Consider the following 19,882-nt stretch of genomic DNA (forward strand, 5'->3'; position numbering starts at 1 on the left):
GTCACGCCCCTGCCTGGCTGGCGGGGACGGTGTCGTCGCCGAGGGGCCGCCTGCTGGGGATGGTGGTGGTGTCGCCGTCGTCGGGTTCGTGGAACTCGAGTTGGCGGCGGCGGTTGGCGATGATGCCTTCGGGGCGGAACCGCATGATGAGGATGAGGGTGACGCCGAAGGCGAAGAGTTCGTAGCGGGAGAGGAAGCCGAGTTTTTCGGGGATGAGGTAGAGCAGTGCGGCGCCGAGGACGGGTCCGCTGACGGTGCCCATGCCGCCGAGGACGACGGCGGCGAGCAGGAAGGCGGAGTTGGGTGGGGCGGCGCCGGAGAACTGGTAGGGGTTGGGGACGACGTTGTAGGTGACGTGGGCGCTGACGGTGCCGGCGAGGCCGGCGAGGGAGGCGCCGAGGGCGAAGGCGATGAGTTTGACGCGGAAGCCGTTGATGCCCATGGCGGTGGCGGCGGTTTCGTCTTCGCGGATGGCGATCCAGGAGCGGCCGATGCGGGAGTCGGCGGCGCGGGTGAAGACGAGGACGACGATGACGGTGATGAGCAGCATCAGCAGGTAGTAGTTGCCGAATCGGCCGAGGGTGATGGAGCCGACGTCGTGGGAGCTGCCGAGGTTGTAGCCGAAGATCGACAGGTCGGGGATCTGGGCGATGCCGTTGGGGCCGCCGGTGAGTTTGGGGCCTGAGACGCCGTCGAGGTTGTTGACGGCGATGCGGAAGATCTCTCCGAAGCCGAGGGTGACGATGGCGAGGTAGTCGCCGCGGAGGCGGAGGGTGGGGGCGCCGATGAGGACGCCGAAGACGAGGGCGGCGGCCATGCCGGTGAGGGCGGCGGCCCAGAAGGGGAACTGGACGCCGGACCAGACGGAGAACTGGGAGCCGGAGACGAGGGCTGCGGCGTAGGCGCCGACGCCGAGGAAGGCGACGTAGCCGAGGTCGAGCAGGCCGGTGAGGCCGACGACGATGTTGAGGCCGAGGGCGACGGTGCCGAAGATGAGGATGTTGACGCCGAGGTTGGCCCAGTGTTCGTTGTTCTGGGCGAAGGGGTAGGCGACGGCGGCGAGGAAGCCCATGGTGGCGGCGAACGGCCGGTGTTCGGCGGTGATGGTGGCGAACTGCCGGGTGAGTCCGGCGGCGCTGAGGGCCCACAGGGTGAGGACGACGAGGATCAGGTAGCCGACGAAGATCTCGGTGTAGCTGGTGGCGAGTCCGTAGGTGAGGACTTTGAGGCCGATCGCGGCGATGGCGATGATGATGGGGTAGGAGGCCCAGGCGGGGAGTTTGGCCGGGTCGGAGACGGGGAGGTCGGCGTGGTGGAGGCGGGCTTCGCGTAGTGCGCGGTAGCCGTTGCGGACAAGGGTTTTGTCGGCGAACCAGCCGAGTTCGTAGAACTCCGCGTCGGGTTTTTCCAGCGGGTGTCGGTGCAGGGGCAGGGCGAGGGTGCCGATGAGCAGGATGAGGGTGGCGGCTGCGGCGACGAAGCCGCCGGGGTCGAGGTTGGCGAAGCCGCCGAGTTTCACCGCGATCGCGATGACGGTGTACCAGGTGGTGGCGGCGGTGCCGAGGGCGAGCAGGAGTACGGCGTTGTTGCTGCGGCTGGGGATGAGCCAGCGCAGACCTTTGACGCCGAAGGCGCCGAGGGCGAGGAGTCCGGTGAGGATGCCGCCGATGAGGGTGAGGACTTGGAGGCCGCCGGGGTAGCCGGTGACGGTGAGGTCGCCGGGGAAGTCGGTGGTGTAGGTCCAGGACAGGAAGGTGGCGGCGATGGTGGCGACGACGCCGGTCAGGGTGATGGCGCGGGCGGCGGTGGGCGGCACCGGTACGAAGGGGGCGGTGCGGCGGTTGCGGCCGGTGGTGGGGGTGGTGGTTTCGGCGGTGGTGAGGGGGATGTCGGTCATCGTGGTCACGCCCTGTCCGCGACGCGTTCGCCGAGCAGGCCCTGGGGCCTGACCAGCAGGACGACGATGAGCAGTACGAAGGCCCAGACGTTGGCCCAGCCGCCGCCACCGAGTTGTTGCATGCCGGGGATGTCGGCGATGTAGGCGGAGGCGCAGGATTCGGCGATGCCGAGGACGAGGCCGCCGAGCATGGCGCCGTAGATGTTGCCGATGCCGCCGAGGACGGCGGCGGTGAAGGCTTTGAGGCCGGCTTGGAAGCCCATGTTGTAGGAGACCTGGCCGTATTTGAGGCCGGAGGCGAGGCCGGCGACGGCGGCGAAGAAGCCGCCGATGGCGAAGGCGATGACGATGATGCGGTTGGTGTCGATGCCCATGAGTTGTGCGGTGTCGGGGTCCTGTGCGGTGGCCTGCATGGCGCGTCCGGTGCGGCTGGTGCGGACGAAGGTGGCGAGGCCGATCATGCAGATGACGGCGGCGGCGATGAGGAAGATGTCGCCGCGCTGGATGTCGATGGAGCCGACGTGGTAGGGGTGGGTTCCCAGTTGGGGGAACGTTTTGGCGTTGTCCGCGCCGGGGTACCAGACGAAGACCGCCTGCTGGAGTGCCAGTGACAGGCCGATGGCGGTGATGAGGGGGGCCAGGCGTGGTGCGTTGCGCAGTGGCCGGTAGGCGAACCGTTCGGCGGCGACGGCGATCAGTACGGAGACGATGGCGCCGCCGATCAGCATCAGGGGCAGTGCGAGCCAGATACTGAAGCCGTCGGGGAGGTTGATCCAGACCGTGAGGGCGCCGAAGGCGCCGGTCATGAAGATCTCGCCGTGGGCGAAGTTGATGAGCTGGACGATGCCGTACACCATCGTGTAGCCGATGGCGATGAGCCCGTACATCGAGCCGATGAACAGCCCGTTGGCCAGCTGTTGCGGCAGGGTGTGCACCGCATGGCCTCCATGTCGCTGGGGAGCAGGGGGGAGTGCAGGGGACGTCGAGCGGGTGGTGCGGACAACCGGGGTAAGCGGGGGCCGCGCGGTCGGAGTGGCCGGCCGCGCGGCCCTGGGTGGTGCTGGGGTGGGGTCAGCCGGTGTAGGTGCCGCTCTTGACGGCGGCCCACTTGCCGTCCTTGACCTGGTAGACGGTGAGCTGCTTGTTGGTGGTGTCGCCGAACTCGTCGAAGGAGACGTGGCCGGCGATGCCGTCGAAGTCGCTGTTCTGGACGGCTTCAACGACCTTGGCGCGGGCGTCGCTGATGGCGGGCAGCTTGCCGCCGTTGGCGTCGACGACGGTCTTCACGGCCTTGATGATGGCGGTGGCGGCGTCGTAGGAGTAGCCGCCGTAGGTGCCGTAGTCGCCGGGGTAGTGCTTGTCCTTGTAGGCCTTGATGAAGTCCTGGGCGGTGGGCAGGGTGGTGACGGGGACGCCGACGGAGGTGGCGTAGTCGCCTTCGGCCGCGGGTCCGGCGGTGGAGATGTAGGTGTCGGAGAACATGCCGTCGCCGCCCATGAGGGGGATCTTGACGCCGGCGGCCTTGAGCTGCTTGGTGATGAGTTCGGCTTCGTCGTACTGGCCGCCGTAGTAGAGCAGGTCGGCCTTGGAGCTCTTGATCTTGGTGACGAGGGTGGAGAAGTCGGTGTCGCCGGTGTTGACGTGGTCGGTGCCGGCGATCTTGCCGCCGAGGTCGGCGAACTTGTCCTTGAAGATGCCTGCGAGGCCGGCGCCGTAGGTCTGCTTGTCGTCGACGACGAAGGCGTCGGCCTTCTTGGCGGTGTTGTAGGCGTAGTCGGCCGCGAAGCCGCCCTGCAGGGCGTCGGTGGTGGCGGTGCGGAAGTAGGTCTTGAAGGGGCGGACCTTCTTGCCGGTGCTCCAGTTGTTGCCCTGGGTCAGGGTGGGGTTGGTGTTGGCGGGGGAGATCTCGACCAAGTTGGCGGTGGCGAAGACCTGCTGCATGGAGCCCGCGACACCGGAGTTCAGCGGGCCGACGGCGCCGATGACGGTGTTGTCCTGGACGAGCGCGGTGGCGTTCTGCTGGCCGCTGGCCGGCAGTGCCTTGTCGTCGAGGGCCTTGACCTTGAAGGTCACGCCGGGGACGAGCTTCTTGGCGTTGGCGTCGTCGACCGCGATCTGCACGCCGTACTGGAGGCCGAGGCCGGTGGCGGAGTTCTGGCCGGTGAGCGGGGCGTCGACGCCGATGACGACCGTGGTGTTGGCGGCGCTGCTGCTGTCCCCGCTGCCCTTCTTGTCGTCGTCGCTACGCGAGCCGCAAGCGGTGAGGGTGAGCGCTCCGGTGGCGAGCACGGAGGTCAGTATCAGCAAGGAACGGTGTTGCACGATCAGTCCTTTCCCCGGGCACGGCCGTCTCTGATGAGAGGCCGAAGTCGAGCGCCGTTACCCGGACTGACTAATCCGGTGGCGCGGTGACTGGCCGTGACTCTAGGCGCGTCAAGGGGAATCAGGCAGCGGTGTGGGGAAGAGTGTGACTGTCTTGTTATGCCAATCCGAAACTCTTGAGGTTCTACTGAGGTTTCAACGGCACAGCTGTCCGGATTCGAGTGCTTTGTACATGTGTCCGGATGGTGAGAACCCGCACTTCCGGTGTGGCGTGGACTGGTCGGGGCAGCTTGCGGGCAGGACACCGGCAAGATCGCCCGGCGGGGAATATCCGGGCGGTTCGAGTGCGGGTGGGGGGTGGTGGATCTTTGAATCCGTATTGCGACCGCGTTACGGAGGGTTAATTCCCGGCGATTGCCCCGTGATTGCCCCCCGGATTGCCCGGCGGTCGCCGAATGGGAATGACAGCGCCCCCGCCGGCGACGCCGGGCGGGGGCACGGGTGGGTCAGGACCAAAATTCGGATACCGCATTACGCCTTGGGTGAGTCGTCCTCGCCGATGTGGTGGACGCGGACCAGGTTGGTGGTGCCGGGCACGCCGGGCGGCGAGCCGGCCGTGATGACCACCACGTCGCCCTTCTTGCAGCGGCCGATCCGCAGCAGCTGCTCGTCCACCTGCTGCACCATCTCGTCGGTGGTCTGCACCATCGGGCCGAGGAAGGTCTCCACCCCCCAGGTCAGGTTGAGCTGGGAGCGGGTGTCGGGCTCGGGGGTGAAGGCGAGCACCGGGATCGGCGAGCGGTAGCGGGACAGCCGCCGGACCGTGTCGCCCGACTGGGTGAAGGCGACCAGGAACCGGGCGCCGAGGAAGTCGCCCATCTCGGCGGCGGCGCGGGCGACGGCGCCGGCCTGGGTGCGGGGCTTGTTGTGGTCGGTGAGCGGCGGCAGGCCGGCCGCGAGGACGTCCTCCTCGGCGGCGGCGACGATCCGGGACATCACCTTGACGGTCTCGATCGGGTACTTGCCGACGCTGGTCTCGCCGGACAGCATCACCGCGTCGGTGCCGTCGATGACGGCGTTGGCGACGTCGCTGGCCTCGGCGCGGGTGGGTCGGGAGTTGTCGATCATCGAGTCGAGCATCTGGGTGGCGACGATGACCGGTTTGGCGTTGCGGCGGGCGAGGGCGACGGCGCGCTTCTGCACCATGGGTACGGCTTCCAGCGGCATCTCGACGCCCAGGTCGCCGCGGGCGACCATGATGCCGTCGAAGGCGTCGACGATGTCCTCCAGGTTGTCGACCGCCTGCGGCTTCTCGACCTTGGCGATGACCGGGACCCGGCGGCCCTCCTCGTCCATGATCCGGTGCACCGGGTCGATGTCGCGGCCGCTGCGGACGAAGGACAGCGCGATCACGTCGGCGCCGATCCGCAGGCCCCAGCGCAGGTCGCGGACGTCCTTGTCGGACAGTGCGGGGACGGAGACCGCGACACCGGGGAGGTTGAGCCCCTTGTGGTCGGAGACCATGCCGCCCTCGATGACCATGGTGTGCACCCGGGGGCCCTCGACGTCGGTGACCTCCAGGGTGACGCGGCCGTCGTCGACCAGGATGCGTTCGCCGCGGGCGACGTCGGCGGTCAGGCCCTTGTAGGTGGTTCCGCAGATCTGCTGGTCGCCCTCGATGTCGTCGATGGTGATGGTGAACTCGTCGCCGCGTTCGAGGAGTACCGGTCCTTCGGCGAAACGGCCGAGCCGGATCTTCGGGCCCTGAAGGTCGACCAGGATGCCCACGCTGCGGCCGCTCTCGTCGGCGGCCTTGCGGACCCGTCGGTAGCGGTCCTCGTGTTCGGCGTACGACCCGTGGCTCAGGTTGAGTCGGGCCACGTCCATACCGGCGTCGACCAGTGCCTTGATCTGGTCGTAGGAGTCGGTGGCGGGTCCCAGGGTGCAGACAATTTTGGCTCGGCGCATGTGTCGAGCGTATGACTTACTCGTTGGTAGGGAACGCGACGCCGGCAACTGCTCAACGACGGCTGGTTTAGCGCTTGTTGACAAGTATCGAAGTGTGCGGGGTGCCGCTCCGATGAGCATTTCGGTCACCCTCGGTGGCCGGAAGCGTGCCTTACCGGGCCGCCGGGGACTCTCCGCGGTCGCCGCGGACCGCTCCCGGGACCGGCCCGGGATCGCCGCAGGGGTCGTCCCGGCCAACGGCCGGTCGCGCCGGGGGCTGTCGCACCGGCCCGCGGTGGGTCAGAATCTACGCGCGTCGTACCCTCTGTCCCACCACCCTCACTGGGAGACCGGATGCCCCTCAACCGCAGGGACTTCATCAACCGCTCGGCCGCCACCGGCGCCGGCGTCGCGCTGGCCGGCGCGGCCGGCGCGGCCCCCGCGCAGGCCGCCGACCAGCGGCACGGCCACCACGGGCACCAGCACGCGCCGAGGACCTTCAGCCTGCGCGTGCTGGGCACCACCGACCTGCACGGTCACGCGCTGAACTGGGACTACTTCACCAACGCCGAATACGACGACGCCACCCACAACGACATCGGCCTGGCCAAGGTCGCCACCCTCGTCGCCGCGGCCCGGCACGAGAAGGGCCACGACCACACCCTGCTGATCGACGCCGGCGACATCATCCAGGGCACCCAGTTGTCGTACTACTACGCCCGGGTGGAGCCGATCACCGGCGCCCGCCGCGGCCCGCGCCACCCGATGGCGCTGGCCATGAACCACATGAAGTACGACGCGGCGGCGCTCGGCAACCACGAGTTCAACTACGGCATCCCGCTGCTGCGCGCCTTCCAGGACCAGTGCGACTTCCCGCTGCTGGCGGCGAACGCCGTCGACGCCAGGACCCTCAAGCCCGCCTTCCCGCCCTACCTGGTCAAGGAGATCCACGTCGAGGGCGCCCCGCCGGTCAAGGTCGGCGTGCTGGGCCTGACCAACCCCGGCATCGCGGTGTGGGACAAGGCCAACGTGCAGGGCAGGATGGCCTTCCCCGGCCTGGTCGAGCAGGCCGGCGTCTACGTGCCCAGGCTGCGCGCGCTGGGCTGCGACGTGGTGATCTGCACCGACCACTCCGGCCTGGACGGCAGCACCTCCTACGGCGACGCGGTGCCGTACCCGGAGAACGCCTCCTCGCTGGTGGCCGCGCAGGTCCCCGGCATCGACGCGATCCTGGTCGGGCACACCCACGTCGAGCGCCCGCAGACCCTGGTGGTCAACGAGCGGACCGGCAAAACGGTGGTGCTGTCCGAGCCGCTGATGTGGGGCATGCGGCTGAGCGTCTTCGACATCGGCCTGGAGCTGGTCCACGGCAGCTGGCAGGTCACCTCGGTCACCGCCGAGGTGCGCAACGCCAACACCGTCGCCGAGGACCCGGTGGTGGCCCGGCTGGTCCGCGACGAGCACCAGAAGGTCGTGGCCTACGTCAACCAGGTCATCGGCACCTGCGCGCAGGCGATGTCGGCGGCCGAGTCGACGTACAAGGACACCCCGATCATCGACTTCCTGAACCTGGTGCAGGCCGACACGGTCAAGGCGGCGCTGGCCGGCACCGCGTACGCGTCGCTGCCGGTGCTGTCCGAGGCGTCGCCGTTCTCCCGGACCGCCGCCATACCGGCCGGGCAGGTGTCGCTGCGGGACGTGGCCGGGCTGTACGTCTACGAGAACACCCTGGACGCCAAGATCCTCACCGGCGCCCAGGTCAAGGACTACCTGGAGTGGTCGGCGCGCTACTTCGCGCAGACCGCGCCGGACGCGCCGGTGGACGTCACGAAGCTCACCAACGCCGCCAACATCCCCGACTACAGCTACGACGTGCTCAGCGGGGTGTCGTACGACATCGACATCGCGCAGCCGGCCGGCTCCCGGATCACCGGCCTGACGTACGCCGGCGCGCCCGTGGACCCGGCCGCGCAGTTCGTGCTGGCGGTCAACAACTACCGCTCCAGCGGCGGCAGCAACTACCCGCACGTGGCGGCCGCCCCGTCGGTGTGGTCCAACTCCGACGAGATCCGCAACACGATCATCGCCTGGGTGCAGGCGCACGGCACGATCGACCCGACGTCGTTCGGCGGCGACGAGTGGCGGCTCACCCGCGCCGGAGTGCCGCTGTTCGGGTAGGGACGTCGCTCGCTGCGGCGCCGTCCAGGCCGAAGGTGGTGAAGGCGGTCCGGTCGGGCAGCGGGTAGTGCTCCTCGCCGGTGAGCAGTGCGGTGAGGTCGTTGAGCACTCCCGCCGCCCGCCAGGCCGCCAGGCCCAGGTCGGGGGCGCCGACGCCGTGGCTGTGGCGGTCGGCGTTCTGTACGTAGACGCGCCCGGTGACGGACCGGTCGAGTTCGATCCGGTGCCGGGCGTCGATCTTCGGCCGCCCGGCCTCGTCCTTGCCCACGTACGGGTCCAGGGGGGCCAGCAGCCGCTCCAGCGGGCGCTCCCGGTAGCCGGTGGCGAGCACCACGGCGCCGGTGACCAGCCGGGCACGGGTGCCCTGGTCGGGGTGCTCCAGGTGGAGTTCGACGCTCTGGGCGCCGATCCGGCCGGCGGCGCGGACCGTGACGCCCGGGGTGAGGACGGCGTCGGGCCAGCCGCCGTCCAGGGTGCGGCGGTAGAACTCGTCGTGGATCGCGCCGATGGTCTCGGCGCCGATGCCCTTGTAGAGCTGCCACTGGCGGGGCATCAGGCGGTCGCGGACCGGTTCGGCCAGGCCGTGGAAGTAGCGGGCGTAGTCGGGGGTGAAGTGCTCCAGGCCGAGCTTGCTGTACTCCATGGGCGCGAAGGCGGTGGTGCGGGTCAGCCAGGTGAGGCGCTCCCGGCCGGCCGGGCGGGCCCGCAGCAGGTCGAGGAAGACCTCGGCGCCGGACTGCCCCGAGCCGATCACGGTGATGTGGTCGGCGGCCAGCAGCCGCTCGCGGTGGTCGAGGTAGTGCGCGGAGTGCACCACCGGCACGGTCGGGGCCTCCTCCAGCGGACGCAGCGGTTCGGGCACGTAGGGGGCGGTGCCGATGCCGAGGACGAGGTGGCGGGCGTGGGTGCGGCCGAGTGCCTCGGCCTCGCCGTGGGCGTCGAGCCGGGTGTGGTCGATCTCGAAGCGGGCGCCGGCGGGGTCCCAGCGCACCGAGTCGACCTGCTGCCCGAAGCGGGTGCTGGGCAGTGCGCCCGCGACCCAGCGGCAGTAGGCGTCGTACTCGGCGCGGTGCACGTGGAAGCGCTCGGCGAAGTAGAACGGGAACAGCCGCTCGCGGGACTTGAGCCAGTTCAGGAACGACCAGCGGCTGGCCGGGTCGGCGAGGGTCACGAGGTCGGCGAGGAAGGGCACCTGGAGGGTGGCGCCGTCCAGGAGCAGCCCGGGATGCCAGTGGAAGGCGGTGCGCTGCTCGTAGAAGACGGCGTTCAGGGCGGGGATGCCGTCGGCGAGCGCGGCCAGGGCCAGGTTGGACGGGCCGATGCCGATGCCGAGCAGGTCGTAGGGTTCGTCGCCGCCGGGCCGCGGGGCGGCGCGGTCGCCGCCCGCGGGGGCGGTCCCGGGTCCGCGGGCGGGTACGGTCGCGGGCGCCGGTGCGGGCGGGCCGCCGCGGGCGGGCGCGGGCCCGGGTGTGCCGGCGGCTGCCGCGGTGGCCGGCGCCTCGGGAGCCGGTCCGGCGGCCTCCGGGACGTCCTCCGGGGCGGGCTCGGGGGCGGGCTCGGGGGCCGGGGCGGGTGTGGGCGGCGTCGGGGCGTTCATCGGGCGGTGGGGCCTTCCGTTGTGAGCTGCAGGAGCGCGTCGAGGTCTTCGGGCCGCAGGTACGGGTTCAGCACGGTCGCCTTGAGCCAGGTCCGGCCGCCGGCGCGGGCCCGGCCGAAGACCGCGCGGCCCTCGTACATCAGGCGGCGGCGCAGCCCGGCGATCTGCTCGTCGTCGGCGTCCCGGGGCCGGAACAGCACCGTGCTGATGGCCGGCCGCCCGTACAGGACCAGTGCGGGGTGCCGGTCGACCTTGTCGGCGAGCTCCCGGGCGCTGTCGCACACCCGGTCCACCAGGGCGGCCATGCCCTCCCGGCCCAGTGCCCGCAGGGTGACCGCGGCCTTGAGGATGTCGGGGCGGCGGGTCGTGCGCAGCGACCGGCCGAGCAGGTCGGGCAGTCCCGCGTCGGTGTCGTCGGCGGCGTTGAGGTAGTCGGCCCGGTGGTTCAGCGGGCGCAGGGCGGCGCCGTCGGGGACGGCGAGCAGTCCGGCGGCGACCGGCTGCCAGCCGAGCTTGTGCAGGTCGAGGGTGACCGAGACGGCGGACTGGAGGCCGTCGAGTTTGCCGGCCTCGCGTTCGCTGAACAGCAGCGGCCCGCCGTAGGCGGCGTCCACGTGCAGTTCCGCGCGGTGGCGGGCGGTGGCCGCGGCGATCTCCGGCAGCGGGTCGATGGCGCCGGTGTCGGTGGTGCCCGCAGTGGCCACGACCAGGGCGCGGACCGGCAGTTCGTCGAGCGCGGCGGCGACCGCGGCCGGGTCGAGCAGGCCGGCGGGGGTGTCGATCACCAGGGGGCTGGGCAGGCCGAGCAGCCAGGCCGCGCGGCGCACGCTGTGGTGGGCGCTGGCGCCGCAGACCACTTGGAGCCGGGGGCCGCCGGCCGCGCGTTCCCTGGCCAGCAGCAGCGCGAGCTGGTTGGACTCGGTGCCGCCGGTGGTGACCAGGGCGTCGGGGGCGGGCAGGTCGGGGTAGGCCAGTGCGGCCAGCGCGGCGGTGACCCGGGTCTCCAGCTCGCCGGCGGCCGGTGCCTGGTCCCAGGAGTCCAGTGAGGGGTTCAGCGCGGACACGGCGAGGTCGGCCGCGGTGGCGACGGCCAGCGGCGGGCAGTGCAGGTGGCCGACGCAGTGCGGTTCCGCGGGGTCGACGGCGCCGGCGGCCAGCAGCCGGACCAGGGTGTACAGGGCCTCCCGTTCGCCGCGGCCGTCGCGGGGCAGCGCCTCGCCCAGGGTCTCCTTGACGCTGGCGGCCACCGCCTCGGGCCCGCCGGCGGGTACCACCCCGCCGCGGCTGCGTGCTCCTTCCGCGAGGGCGCTGAGCACGACCTCGACCAGGGGGCGCAACTCCTGCGCCCCGTGGCGTCCTCCGGCAAGCGCGGGCATCGGCATGGGCGGTCCTCACCATTCGGCGCAATCGTCGTTGAGCTGACTCGCCCTGCTCAACGACGATTGCGCCGAATGGGAACGTACCGGTGCGCCGGCGCCCGGACCGGCCCGTCCGCCCGGCGGTGCGGCCGCGGGCGGCCGGGCGGGGTCAGCGGCGGCCGACCGGCCGGTGCCGGTCGAGGACCTGCTGGGTGAGGGCCCGGTAGTGCGGGACGTCGGCGGGTGCCAGCGGGCGGAGGAACTCCGCCTCCACCTCGTCCATCACCCGGTGGGCGGCCCGCAGCGTCCTGGCGCCCTCGCGCGTCAGGTGCAGTTCGTAGCGGCGGCGGTCCACGGTGCTGCGTTCCCTGCGGACCGAACCGGCGCGTTCCAGTTCGTCGACGATGGCCACGATGGTGGTCGGGTCGATGCCGAACATCCGGGACAGGTCCTGCTGGGAGACCGGCCCACCCTGCTCGATGCCGGCCAGGACGAAGTACGTCCGGCCGTTCAGCGCCAGGGCGGCCAGTCCGGTCTCGGCGGCGCGGAAGACCAGTTCGCCGAGCCGGTAGACCTGGAACGCGGTGCGCTCCGCGAGGTGTCTGCCGGTGTCGGCGCCCGCACCCGTGGTGCCGCCGCCTCGTGCCGCGCTGCCGTCCATGTCCATGACTCCCGCCGATCTTCGGACCTTCAGAATATCGCGGTCACCGACCGACCAGTCATCACCATCCGGCCCATAGATGATCGAATCTCTCATTCTTCGGTGATTCCGACCATAGAGGTACTCTGACATGTATGACACGTATGGACGCGATGCGCGAGCGGGCGCTGGACAGCCGGCCGGCCGTGGCGATCAGCAGGCGGGTCCTGCCGCGCGCGGACGTCCTGCTGCAGCGGCTCAGCCACGGCCGCTGGTCGGCCTCTGCGGCGACCGGTGTGCGGGTGGCGCTGCTGACGACCACGGGCCGCCGCAGCGGTCTGCCCCGGGTGGCGCCGGTCACCTACGTCGAGTACGACGGGGCGTACTTCGTGGTCGGCTCCAACTGGACCCGGGACGTCGACCCCGCCTGGTCGTTCAACCTGACCGCCGACCCGGCTGCCTGGCTGGAGCTGCGCGGCAGGCGGTTCCCCGTCACGGCCCGCGGAATCGTCGGCGCGGAACGCGAGCGCGTGTGGCCGCGCCTGGTCGAACGGTGGCCGCTGTACGGGTCCTCGGCTCGGCGGACGGCCCGGGAGCTGCCCGTGTTCCGGCTCGACCCGGTGGAGCGGGGCTGACCGCGGCGGGCCCGGCTCCGCCGCGGGACGGGGCGCCGGCGGTCAGTACCGCAGCGCGTACCTGATCCGGCGGCGCAGGGAGCGGTCCCGCTCGGCCGCCATCCGGCGCGCGTGCGCGTCGAGCACGGCGGTGGCCGCGCCGACCCGCTCGACGGCCTGCTCGACGGCGTCCGCAACCGGCACCACCACCGGCAGCCGGTGGATCTCCAGGACCCGCCGCAGCCGCTCCTCGACGGTGCCGCCGACCACGTGATACGGGATGCCGAGCTCTTCCAGGGCCTCCACCAGCAGGTCGTCCGACAGCCGCCGGAAGCGCTCGGAGACCGGGCGGTGGCCGTCGTCGACCATGTCGAACTCGACCGGCAGGTGCACGTAGGCGTCGTACAGGCGCTTGGCCCGCTGCTTGACGACGACCCCGTAGGCGTCCATGTACCGCTGGTAGAAGCGCTTGACCGGCAGTCCGGCGACCGCCTTGACACCGCGGACGACGGCGTCGGCGCCCGGGTTGACACCCACCCGCATCCGGGCCTCGCCGTACACCCACTCGTGGACGACCGATCCGTCGGAGATGAAGGAGGGGACCGCGGCCTCGTTGTGGACGCGCTCCTCCAGGCGGCGCAGGCCGAGCAGGATCAGCTCGTCGGCGGACAGCTCCTGGACCGTCTTGCCGGGGATGAGGTCGGCGAGGATCTCCCGTGAGGTGAGGGCGTGGGTGCGCGGTATGCCGGTGGCGATGGACAGCGCCTCCGCGGTCGTCGTCTTGCCGACTCCGTAGGTGCCGGAGACGGCCAGGCGGATCCGCCCGCGGGCGGGGTCCGCGGCGGGCGCCGGGGTCGCGTGCTGCTGCTTCTGCTCGGTGGTCATGGGGCTCCGTCCGTCTGGCGGTGGTGTCGGATACGGGGGGCAGGGGGACGTTGGGGCCGGCCGGGGCCGGTCGGGGTCGGCCGGGGCCGGTCGGGGTCGGCCGGGGTCGGCGGGGGGCAGGAGAGTGCCGGGGTCGCCGGGGGTCACGCGTGGACGGCGTAGGCGACCGACGAGGAGACGGCGATGCCCTGGAACAGCGCGGCGACCTCGTACATCCGCCAGTCCTCCGCGCCCCGGCCGAGCAGCCTGCGGCGCACCGACAGGGAGCAGACGAAGGCGTTGTCGAGCGGCTGGTACGGGGTCTTGGCGGTCATGGCCAGCCGGCGCATCCAGAGCGTGCCGGTCTGCCGGCGCTCGACCCCGTCCATCGCGTACATGACCGCCTGGGCCATCTGGGCGGTGGCGACGATGCCGTCCACCATGGACAGCGACGGCTCGTAGGCGGCGGCGAAGCCCTCGCCGGGTCCCGTGGGGTCGGCGCCGGGGGCCGCCGCGCCGGCGACCGCGGAGCCGCACGCGACCAGGGCGGTGACCCGGCCGGCCGGTCCGTCCACGGCCACCTCGGCCACCCGCTGCGGCCGGCGGGTGAAGGCCCGCCCGTAGTAGCGCGCGTCGGGGTCGCCCAGCAGGTCGTCGGCCGCGGCCCAGGCGGCGGTCCGCCCGTTCGGCGCGGCGATGTCGTGCTCCACCGCCAGCTCGACCCGCATGGCGCCGATCCGTACCTCGAAGGAGGTGACCGCCGCGCACAGCCCCCAGCGGGCGGGCAGGGTGTGCAGGGCGGTGGCGGTCACCGGGATGTCCAGCAGGTCCTCCTGCGGTCTGGCGCCGGCGCGCATGGAGAAGCCGCGCAGCCAGGATCTGCGGCGCTGCTCCGCGGTGAGGCCGAAGGCGTGGGTGAGGTACGCCTCCGCGGTCTGCACGGCCAGGACCAGGGTGTCGATGGTGCTCAGGTGGGGCCTCGGCGCGTCGGCGGCCTCGCGCACCGACCAGTCGGCCGGGTACCGGACCCCGGCCGTCGCGGTGGCGGCGCCGCCCGACGGCGCGGGCCGGACGCTAAGTTCGCCGAGCCGGGATCCGACCCGGCGGTAGCCCTCCCCGAAGAAGCGGGTCGTGGAGGGGCCGAGGCAGTCCTCGATGGAGTGGTGCAGGGTGGGGTGCGGATTCATCGGCTCTCCGTTGCCGGTCGGGACGCGGTGCCGCGGTCGGTGGGCGGTTCCGCGGCCGGTGCGCGGCGCCGCGGCCGGGTCGCTCGGCGCGCCGGCCGCCGGTCCCGCGCTCATGCGAGGAGCGCCAGTTCGGTGTCGCGGATGGGGCGGCCGCCGGTGGCGACCGCGAAGCGGACCGGGCCGGACCGGTCGCCGGCGGGCTCGAACACCAGCGCCGACAGGCGCAGTTCCGGGTTGGCCCGGATCAGCTCCGGGCCGCAGGCGGCGAACGCGCGGCCGCGGGCCCTGATCGGCTCGGGCAGCCAGTCCAGCGGCGGGATATCGATGGCCGCGGGCCCGTCGCCGCCCGGCCGGGCGAGCGCCGCGAGCGGCCCGGGTGCGCGCCGGAGTTCCTCGGGCAGCACCTCGACGGCGCAGGGCAGTTCCTCCAGGACGACCACCAGGGGCCGGCCGGCTCCGATGTGGTCGGCCAGCCCGCGGCGTTCGGCGGGCGAGGGCCACAGCCGGGCCGGGCGCCAGCAGGCAGGGCCGCGCCGCTCCCACAGGATCCGGCGGGGCCCTTCGAGGACGATCAGCGCGGCGCCGACCTCGCGGCACGGGTCGCGTACGGGGTCGGCGGGCCGCCAGTCGGCGGCGGCGGGGGCCCGGCCGGCCGGGGTTCCGTGGGCGCAGGAGTGCCAGGGCATGAACGTATCCCTTTCGGTCACCAGCGGGATTCTCGGTTGCGCTCACCCGAGTGTGCGATGCCCCGATGAGAAGTCGTGTGCAGATCGATCGCAGAACGTCGGCAGTTCGCATGCACCCGGATCGGCGCAGGTGAAAGCGGCCACAGGGCGGGGAAATCCATGGTGGGGCCCGGAACACGCCGACCGGTGGCGGGATCCCGCGGCCGGCGGACCGAAGCGGCGGCGTCCGCTTCGGTCCGCCGCGGCGGCGCCGGCACATTGGCGGGAAAACACCGGCCGCACGGCGCGGACCGCGCCGAGGGCCGCCGGTGGGCGGTTCGGCGCGGTCCTGTGGCCGCTGCGCGCGGCGGGATTCCGGGAATCCCGGAATCCGGTGGAACGTCACGGCGGCGCGGCGGACACGGTGCAGGCGGTGACCGCGGCGCGCGGGACGGGCGACGGTGAGCACGCGGCTCAGGGCGCCCCTGTACCGCGGGAGTTGTTCAGGAGTGGCGGTGCGGGGCCGGGCCCCGGACGGTGGCCTGCGCGGTCAGCGGCCGGCGCGGGCGGGCCGGCGAGGGGCGGCGGCCGGCCGGTTCCCTGCCGCCGGGCTCCTCCCCGTGCAGGGCCCGGCCCGCGCCGAGCAGGGCCGGCGACGGCCTGACGCCGAGGTCGGACGCCAGGTAGCGGCACACCATGTCGTAGTGGCGTGCCGCCTCCATCCGCAGCCCGCACTGGTGGGCCGCGGTGACGAACGCCGCCTGCACCGGCTCGTCGTAGGGCGCGTCCCGGGCGGCCCGCCGCAGCAGGCCGAGCACCGGGGCCGACCGGCCCAGCCGGGCGGCGAGTTCGCCCAGCTCGACGACGCAGCGGCTGCGCATCTGGTCGAGTTCCGCGGTGACCGGGTGGTGCCGCAGTCCGGGCGGGGCGTCGGCGAGCGCCGGTTCGCGCCACAGCTGCGCGGCCTCCACGAGGTCCTCGAAACGCCGCGGGCCGTGCTGGGGCTCCCGCAGGAGCAGGGTCGCCCGAGCCGCGTCGAGCACCGTCCGCCGGGCGTACATCACATAGGCGGTGCCGGTGTACTCGATGCTGACGTCCTCCCCCAGCCCCGCTTCGGCGAGCCAGCCGCGCAGCCGCGACGTGGCCGACCGCAGCGCGGCGCTGCTGGCGCCCGGCGGGCCCCAGACCTGTTCGACGAGCCGCCGGTCGGGCACCGCCCGTCCCAGCTCCAGGACGAGCGAGGCGAGGATCCACCGCGGCTTTCCGCGCGGCAGTGCCAATTGCTCCCCGCTTCGTATTGCTTCCAGCGGGCCCAAGATCTTCAATTCAAGCCGATGTCCGTCCACTGCCGCCCCCGTGTCCGACGCCCTCGTACAAAGGGCGCTCGGATAACCATTCTGACGCCGCGCCGACTCGCCGCGGAACATATGGTCGAGCGTAACCGATCGGCCCGGTCGACGGTCTCGGCCGGTGTTGACGGAGAGTGAAACCAGCCATGGGGGTTCCCGGTCGGCGCGGGGCGCCGCGGTATCCGGCGGACCGCCGACCGGGCGGCCCGGCCCGTCCGCCGGCTGCCGGGGGGCGGCCGGCCGGGAGCGCCGGGCCGCACCCGGCCCGCGCGGCGGGTCGGCGCCCGCCCCGGGGCCGCGGGGCCGGAGAGCCGGGCCGCACCGGGCTGGTCCACACCTGTGACGGTGAGCGGTATGCGCTGACCGTGCCCGGCGGCCGGGCGCCGAACGGCCCGAACCGGCGGCGGAGCCCCGTCGTGGAGCCGCGGGTCGGCGCCGGGCGCTGCGCCTTCCCCGGTCGGCGGCCGGTCCGGCGCGGTGGCCCGGACGGTGGCGGCCGGTCGCGGTCACCGCGCCGTGCCGCGCGGACCCGCCTCGGGCGCCGGGCCGCCGCGTCCCGCCGCCCGCCCCGACCCGCGCCGCCCGGTTCGTCACTCCCCGTCATCACTCCCTTGCCCTGGGCCATTTCCCGGCGAAACGGAAGGCCGGGCGCCGCGAATGCGCCCGGCCTCTTCCCCGTACCGGAAATCCCGCCGGGAACAGCCCGGATTTCTCCGCGGAATGCGCCCCGGCCGGGGAATTCAGCCGCCGAAGGCGGCGCGGACCCGGAGGGAGCGTTCCAGTTCGTCGAGCCGGTCGATCAGCGCGCGGTGGAGTGTCGAGGTCAGCGCCGGGTCGGTGAGGGCCTTGCGGCCGCGTGCGAGCGTCTCGGCGTCGACGGCGGTGTGCGGGAACGCGGGCCGGCCGGCCGCCTCGGCGATGGCGGGCCCGCGCCGGGCGGCCAGCGCGGCGGCGTCCGCCCAGTAGCGGGGGACGAAGTCCTGGAGCTGTGCCTGCTGTTCGGGGTGCCAGAAGCCCTGGGCGGTGGCGGTGAACAGGTAGTTGGACAGCGAGTCGTCGCGGAACAGCGCTTCCCAGGCGGCGGCCTTGGCGTCCGGGTCGGGCAGCGCGGCCCGGCAGCGGGCGGCGCCCTCCAGGCCGCTGGCGCTGGGGTCGCGGACCAGCTCCGCGTCGATGTCGGCCGGACCCGCCGCGCCCAGCACGGCCAGCCGCAGCAGCATCCGCCAGCGCAGTTCGGGGTCGACGGCCACCCCGCCGGGGATGGCGCCGTCGGCGTACCAGCGGCGCAGCTGCTCGGTGTCGGTGTCGGTGATCACCGAGTCGACAAGGGTACGGGTGGCGGTGAGCCGGATCCCGTCGCTTCCGGCGGCCAGCAGCGCCCGGCCGGTGTCGGCCAGCGAGGAGAGCGCCGCGGTGCGCAGTTCGGGCGCGAGGAAGCGGTCGGCGACGACGGTGCGGGCGAAGGTCAGTACGCCCTCGGCCACGAACGGGTCGGTCTCGGCGGGCAGATGGCGTGCGACCAGGGCCAGGTAGTCGGCGGGCGCGCTCCGCGCGTCGCGGACCAGGTCGCGGGCGGCCTTCCAGGTCACCGCCCGGCTCAGCGGGTCCGGCAGCCCGGCGAGGGCCTCGCCGACGGCCTCCCAGGAGTGCTCGTCGAAGCGGATCTTGGTGTACGACAGGTCGCCGTCGTTGAGCAGGATCACGTCCGGGCGCGGCCCGGCCAGGTCGCGTTTGCCGACGGCCGCGGTCGCGGCGAGGTCGAGGGTGATCCGCTCGCGCGGCACCAGCCGTGCCGGGTCGGCGGCGGCCCGGTCGTAGAGCCCGACCTCGACCCGGTGCGGGCGGCCGCCGGTGTGGGTGACCTCCAGCCGCCAGCCGTCGGGAGCCGGCGACGCGGCCGGGGCGAGGGTGTCGATGCCGGTGGTACGCAGCCAGGCGTCGGCCCAGGCGGGCACGTCGCGTCCGGTGGCACCGGCCAGCGAGTCGATGAAGTCGGCGAGGGTGGCGTTGCCGAACCGGTGCCGGGCGAAGTGGTGGTTGATGCCGGCCAGGAAGTCCTCGCGGCCGAGCCAGGTGACCAGCTGCCGCAGCGCGGAGGCACCCTTGGCGTAGGAGATGCCGTCGAAGTTGTTGAGCGCGGAGGCGGTGTCGGGCACCGCCTCGGGGTCGGGCGCCACCGGGTGGGTGGAGGGCCGCTGGTCGGCGTCGGAGCCCCACGGTTTGCGGGACACCGCGAAGTCGGTCCAGGTGCCGGTGAAGCGGGTGGCCTCGGAGACCACCTGGTAGCCCATGTACTCCGCGAAGGACTCGTTCAGCCAGATGTCGTCCCACCAGCGCAGCGTCACCAGGTCGCCGAACCACATGTGGGCCATCTCGTGGGCGATGACGACCGCCCGGAACTGCGCCTCGGTGGGGGTGACCGCCGAGCGGTTGACGAAGGTGTCGCGGAAGGTGACCAGGCCCGGGTTCTCCATCGCGCCGGCGTTGAACTCGGGGACGAACGCCTGGTCGTAGGAGTCGAACGGGTAGGGCTCGTCGAAGATCCGGTGGTAGTGGTCGAAGCAGCGGCGGGTGATGTCGAAGAGCTCGGCGGCGTCGCGGTCCAGGTGCTCGGCCAGCGAGCGGCGGCAGTGCAGGCCGAAGGGGAGCCCGGCGTGCTCGGTGCGCACCGAGTGGTAAGGCCCGGCGGCCACCGCGAGGAAGTACGTGGCCAGCGGCGGGGTGGTGGCGAGCTGCCAGCGGCCGGGCGCGGTACGGGTCGCGACGCCGTTGCCGAGGACGGTCCACGGCTCGGGCGCGGTCACCTCGACGTCGAAGACGGCCTTCAGGTCCGGCTGGTCGAAGGCGGCGGCGACGCGCTGCACGTCGTCCATGAACAACTGGGTGTAGACGTACGCCTCGCCGTCGGCCGGGTCGGTGAAGCGGTGCATGCCCTCGCCGGTGTGGGAGTAGCGCATGTCGGCCTCGACCCGCAGCTCGTGCCCGCCCGCCGCCAGCGCGGTCAGCGGCAGCCGGTTGCCGTCCAGGAGCGCGGGGTCGAGGTCGGCGCCGTCCAGCGTCGCCCGGTGGAGCGCGGCGGGCTTCAGTTCGGCGAAGGTGTCGCAGTCCCGCAGGGCGGTGAAGCGGATCACGGTGGTCGACCCGAAGATCTCCTCTCCCCGGGTCAGGTCGAGGTCGATCGCGTAGTGCTGGACGGTCAGGTCGCGGGCGCGGGTCTCCGCCTCGGCGCGGGTGAGAGCAGGCATACCGTTCATGCTGCCGCAC

Annotated in this window: 14 protein-coding genes; 2 read left to right on the forward strand and 12 right to left on the reverse strand. The window is 72.7% G+C overall.

Annotation, left to right across the window (positions count from 1 at the left end; translation table 11 throughout):
* Position 1: 1 nt before the first annotated feature.
* From RLT57_RS05635 to pyk, 4 genes are all read right to left on the reverse strand, one after another.
* Complete coding sequence (locus tag RLT57_RS05635; RefSeq protein WP_311296255.1) at positions 2-1,897, reverse strand: branched-chain amino acid ABC transporter permease; 1,896 nt, start codon at positions 1,895-1,897, stop codon at positions 2-4.
* Between the two features lie 5 nt (positions 1,898-1,902).
* A complete protein-coding gene (locus RLT57_RS05640) occupies positions 1,903-2,832 on the reverse strand; it encodes a branched-chain amino acid ABC transporter permease (protein WP_311296256.1) in 930 nt (309 codons plus the stop codon).
* 136 nt (positions 2,833-2,968) lie between these two features.
* On the reverse strand, positions 2,969-4,219 hold the full coding sequence (locus tag RLT57_RS05645) for a branched-chain amino acid ABC transporter substrate-binding protein (RefSeq protein WP_311296257.1): 1,251 nt from the start codon (positions 4,217-4,219) through the stop codon (positions 2,969-2,971).
* 531 nt (positions 4,220-4,750) lie between these two features.
* Positions 4,751-6,187 carry a pyruvate kinase gene (gene pyk, locus RLT57_RS05650; protein ID WP_311296258.1) on the reverse strand — a complete coding sequence of 479 codons (1,437 nt, stop codon included), beginning with the start codon at positions 6,185-6,187 and terminating at the stop codon, positions 4,751-4,753.
* Between the two features lie 333 nt (positions 6,188-6,520).
* On the opposite strand from pyk, the gene RLT57_RS05655 reads away from it, so the two are divergent.
* Entirely contained in the window at positions 6,521-8,344 is a 1,824-nt protein-coding gene (locus RLT57_RS05655; protein WP_311296259.1) for a bifunctional metallophosphatase/5'-nucleotidase, read from the forward strand.
* On the opposite strand, the gene RLT57_RS05660 is transcribed toward RLT57_RS05655, so the two are convergent.
* From RLT57_RS05660 to RLT57_RS05670, 3 genes are all read right to left on the reverse strand, one after another.
* Complete coding sequence (locus RLT57_RS05660; RefSeq protein ID WP_311296260.1) at positions 8,313-9,941, reverse strand: lysine N(6)-hydroxylase/L-ornithine N(5)-oxygenase family protein; 1,629 nt, start codon at positions 9,939-9,941, stop codon at positions 8,313-8,315. The genes RLT57_RS05655 and RLT57_RS05660 overlap by 32 nt on opposite strands.
* Positions 9,938-11,323 carry a pyridoxal phosphate-dependent decarboxylase family protein gene (locus tag RLT57_RS05665; protein WP_311296261.1) on the reverse strand — a complete coding sequence of 462 codons (1,386 nt, stop codon included), beginning with the start codon at positions 11,321-11,323 and terminating at the stop codon, positions 9,938-9,940. Before RLT57_RS05665 ends, RLT57_RS05660 begins: the two co-directional genes overlap by 4 nt.
* Before the next feature lie 145 nt (positions 11,324-11,468).
* Positions 11,469-11,960: a MarR family winged helix-turn-helix transcriptional regulator gene (locus RLT57_RS05670; RefSeq protein ID WP_311296262.1), complete on the reverse strand. Its 492-nt coding sequence runs from the start codon at positions 11,958-11,960 to the stop codon at positions 11,469-11,471.
* Between the two features lie 134 nt (positions 11,961-12,094).
* Here RLT57_RS05670 and RLT57_RS05675 point away from each other — a divergent pair, with 134 nt between their 5' ends.
* Positions 12,095-12,574 (forward strand): nitroreductase family deazaflavin-dependent oxidoreductase, encoded by a 480-nt coding sequence (locus tag RLT57_RS05675; protein ID WP_311296263.1) that lies wholly within the window; start codon positions 12,095-12,097, stop codon positions 12,572-12,574.
* Between the two features lie 42 nt (positions 12,575-12,616).
* On the opposite strand, the gene RLT57_RS05680 is transcribed toward RLT57_RS05675, so the two are convergent.
* From RLT57_RS05680 to pepN, 5 genes are all read right to left on the reverse strand, one after another.
* Positions 12,617-13,438 carry an ATP/GTP-binding protein gene (locus RLT57_RS05680; RefSeq protein ID WP_311296264.1) on the reverse strand — a complete coding sequence of 274 codons (822 nt, stop codon included), beginning with the start codon at positions 13,436-13,438 and terminating at the stop codon, positions 12,617-12,619.
* Positions 13,439-13,581: 143 nt separating this feature from the next.
* Entirely contained in the window at positions 13,582-14,604 is a 1,023-nt protein-coding gene (locus RLT57_RS05685) for an AvrD family protein (protein ID WP_311296265.1), read from the reverse strand.
* A gap of 110 nt (positions 14,605-14,714) precedes the next feature.
* The gene (locus RLT57_RS05690) at positions 14,715-15,311 is read right to left on the reverse strand and encodes a hypothetical protein (RefSeq protein WP_311296266.1); all 597 of its coding nucleotides are present in this window, start codon (positions 15,309-15,311) and stop codon (positions 14,715-14,717) included.
* Between the two features lie 461 nt (positions 15,312-15,772).
* On the reverse strand, positions 15,773-16,549 hold the full coding sequence (locus RLT57_RS05695) for an AfsR/SARP family transcriptional regulator (RefSeq protein ID WP_311296267.1): 777 nt from the start codon (positions 16,547-16,549) through the stop codon (positions 15,773-15,775).
* An 809-nt stretch (positions 16,550-17,358) separates the two neighbouring features.
* Complete coding sequence (gene pepN / locus RLT57_RS05700) at positions 17,359-19,863, reverse strand: aminopeptidase N (RefSeq protein WP_399128097.1); 2,505 nt, start codon at positions 19,861-19,863, stop codon at positions 17,359-17,361.
* Positions 19,864-19,882: the final 19 nt, after the last annotated feature.

The organism is Streptomyces sp. ITFR-21 (genome assembly GCF_031844685.1).
Classification (GTDB): domain Bacteria; phylum Actinomycetota; class Actinomycetes; order Streptomycetales; family Streptomycetaceae; genus Actinacidiphila.